4 protein-coding genes are annotated in these 3,172 nt (G+C 71.3%); 2 read left to right on the top strand and 2 right to left on the bottom strand.

Features of this window, described 5'->3' with window-relative positions; all coding sequences use genetic code 11:
- The first annotated feature begins 2 nt into the window (after window positions 1-2).
- Window positions 3-479, top strand: coding sequence for a MaoC family dehydratase (locus QZV97_RS16830; protein ID WP_295645114.1), 477 nt, complete (start codon window positions 3-5; stop codon window positions 477-479).
- 91 nt (window positions 480-570) lie between these two features.
- Complete coding sequence (locus QZV97_RS16825) at window positions 571-1,071, top strand: flavin reductase family protein (protein ID WP_295645112.1); 501 nt, start codon at window positions 571-573, stop codon at window positions 1,069-1,071.
- A gap of 48 nt (window positions 1,072-1,119) precedes the next feature.
- Here QZV97_RS16825 and QZV97_RS16820 read toward each other — a convergent pair whose 3' ends face one another.
- Entirely contained in the window at window positions 1,120-1,809 is a 690-nt protein-coding gene (locus tag QZV97_RS16820) for a PEP-CTERM sorting domain-containing protein (RefSeq protein WP_295645109.1), read from the bottom strand.
- Window positions 1,810-1,937: 128 nt separating this feature from the next.
- A partial coding sequence (locus QZV97_RS16815; protein ID WP_295645105.1) for an AMP-binding protein occupies window positions 1,938-3,172 on the bottom strand: 1,235 nt, incomplete at its 5' end.

The raw sequence follows: 3,172 nt of genomic DNA, 5'->3' as shown, positions 1-3,172 counted from the left end.
GCATGACGGCGATGAAGAAGCCGACGCGCCTGCACTGGGAAGACTTCGCCGTCGGCACGGTGCGCGAGTTCGGGCACCGCACGCTGGAGCGCGAGGAGATCGTCCGCTTCGCGCGCGAGTTCGACCCCCAGCCCTTCCACGTCGACGAGGAAGCCGCGAAGAGCTCGCTCTTCGGAGGCCTGGCCGCCAGCGGCTGGCACACCTGCGCGCTCGTGATGCGCATGATGTGCGACGACTACCTGCTCGACTCGTCCAGTCTCGGCTCGCCGGGCATCGACAACCTGCGCTGGCTCAAGCCCGTGATGGTCGGCGACAGCCTGCGTGTGCGCATGGAGGTGCTCGAGGCGCGACCGATGAACAGCCGGCCGGAAGTGGGCTTGGTGCGTTCGCGCTGGACCGTGCTCAACCAGCGCGACGAGCCGGTGCTCACCATGGAAGGCTGGGGCATGTTCCGACGGCGCGAAGGGGTGGTGGCATGAACGCGCTGCGGGCCGAGCGCCGGGCCGCTCCCAAGCCGGCCCGCACCCCCCCGGGGGGTCGGACGGCGTATTCGCCGACCGGGGGGCCACCATGACTCGCGCCCAGGCACCGGCCTTCACCGCGCAGGACTTCCGCGCAGCGCTCGGCATGTTCGCGACCGGCGTGACCATCGTGACCGCCCGCACGGCGACCGGCGAGCGCGTCGGCCTGACCGCCAACTCCTTCAACTCGGTCTCGCTGGCGCCGCCGCTGGTGCTGTGGAGCTTGGCGCGGCGCTCGGGCACGCTGCCGGCTTTCGCCCAGGGTTCGCACTACGCGATCAACATCCTGAGCGCCGCGCAGCACGAGCTGGCCGAACGCTTTGCCAGCAAGACTGCCGACCGTTTCGCCAGCGTCGCGTGGCGCGAGGGCGAGAGCGGCGCGCCGGTCCTGGAAGGGGCGGTGGCGGTCTTCGAGTGCTTCAACCGCAGTCGCTACGAGGAAGGCGACCACGTCATCTTCGTCGGCGAGGTCGAGCGCTGCAGCGTGACCGCCGGCGCGACGCCGCTGATCTTCCACGGCGGCCGCTACTTCACCGAGCTGCCGCTGTAGGCCGGCCGGTCGGCCGGCGCGGTGCCGTGCGGCACCGCCCGTGCGACCTCAGGCCTGGGGCCGGCGACGCCGCACCACCCAGCCGACGGCCAGCAGGCCCGCGGCCATCAGCGCGTAGGTGCTGGGCTCGGGGACGGGGCTCACGCTGAGCACCGAGTAGTCGGACTGGTTCGAGCAGCCGTTGCAGCCAGGGCCGGGCAGGCCGGCCAGGGCCTCGAAGCGCAGGCCACTGCCGGCGGTGCTGCCGAAGGGATTGCTGACGGTCCAGGCGCCCGCGCCTTGCTCGGTGCCCGGGCTCAGGTTGGTGACCAGGCCACCCAGCGACCAGATCGCCGACGTCGCCCCCGTCGCGGTCAGCAGGCCGACCTGATCGGTGCCGAGCAGCGAAACCCGCGCCACTTCGCGCACGTCGCCGAACTCGGGGCCGTCGAACAGGAAAGCGAGGCTGAAAGAGGCGATCGCAATCCGTGACGCGAAGCTCGCGGTGATGCTCTGGCCGATGTCGATCTCGCCACCGCTCGCGCCGCCCGCGACGCCGATCGCGGTGACGCCGGCGACGGTCTTGGAAGCAAAGCTGCCGCCTTGCGCGCTGAAGTCGATGCCATGGACCGCGGCGGTGGTGCGACCCACGGCGCCCGCGTTGATCAGGTCTTGCGCGGTGGTGTTCGTCTGGGCACCGACGTGGCCGGCGCACAGGGCGGCCGCGGCCACGACGAGGTTCAGGCAGGTCTTCTTCATGAGCGAGGGTCCCGGGAGGTCCGATGGCAGCGCGGGGGCGCGACCGATGCACAGAGTCTCTCCGTGCAACCTCCCTGGCACAGCCCCCGAGGCGCGGGTGCGAGCCCCCGCGCCTCGGGGGCGGGCGATCACCCGCTTGTGTGCTGCGCCGCGTGCGAGCGTGCAAAAGTCACGAACCACTCGACGCTGGCCGCGTTGGCCATCGCGTCGGGGTTCAGCACCTGGCGCGCGTCGGCGCCCATCAGCAGCTTCTTGACCGGCAGTTCCATCTTCTTGCCGGACAGGGTGCGCGGCACCGCGCTCACCGGGAAGATCTCGTCCGGCACGTGACGTGGCGACAGCGCCTCGCGGATCGCGGCCTTGAGCCGCTTCGTCAGCGCCTCGTCGAGCACGAGTCCGTCGCGCAGCACGACGAACAGCGGCATCCAGCTCGGCCGCCCGAGGTATTCGAGGTCGACCACCAGGCTGTCCAGCACCTCGGGCTGCGCCTCGACGGCGCGGTACAGCTCGGCCGTGCCCATGCGGATGCCGTGGCGGTTGATGGTCGCGTCGCTGCGGCCGTAGATGACCGCGCCGCCGCGCGGCGTGATGCGGATCCAGTCGCCGTGGCGCCAGATGCCGGGGTACATGTCGAAGTAGCTGTCGTGGTAGCGGCGGCCGCCCTCGTCGGCCCAGAAGTACAGCGGCATCGACGGCATCGGCTTCGTGCACACCAGCTCGCCGACCTCGTCGACGAGCGCGCGCCCGTCCTCGCTCCAGGCCTCGACGGCGGCGCCGAGGCAGCGGCACTGCATCTCGCCTTTCACGACCGGCAGCGTGCGCATGCCGGCGACGAAGGCGCCGGCGAAGTCGGTGCCGCCCGAGATCGGGTTGAGCCAGATGTCGCGGCCGTCGACCTGCGGGCACTGGTCCCAGATCCACTGGTAGCACTCGTCCGACAGCGGCGAGCCGGTCGAGCCGATGGCCCGCAGGCGCGACAGGTCGCCTTCGCGCTGCGGCACCACGCCGGCCTTCAGGCAGCTGGCGTAGAAGGCGGCGCCGGCGCCGAAGGTGGTGACGCCGGCGTCGGCGGCAAAGCGCCACAGCGTGCCCCAGTCGGCCGGCTGGCCGGTGCTCGGGTGAGGACCGCCGGGGCTGCCGTCGTACAGGCAGATCGTGGTGCCCGACAGCAGGCCCGAGATCTGCGAGTTCCACATGATCCAGCCGGTGCTGCTGTACCAGTGGTAGCGCTCGCCGGTCGCGATCGATGTGCCGATGTCGTTGTGCAGCGCGTTCGCCTTCAGCGCTTCGAGCATCACGCCGCCGTGCCCGTGCACGATGGCCTTGGGCAGGCCGGTGGTGCCGCTCGAGTAGACGATCCACA

The organism is uncultured Methylibium sp. (assembly GCF_902826655.1).
GTDB lineage: Bacteria > Pseudomonadota > Gammaproteobacteria > Burkholderiales > Burkholderiaceae_C > Methylibium.
Note: the sequence above shows the minus strand (reverse complement) of the source record. Positions and strands in the feature narration are given on the sequence as shown.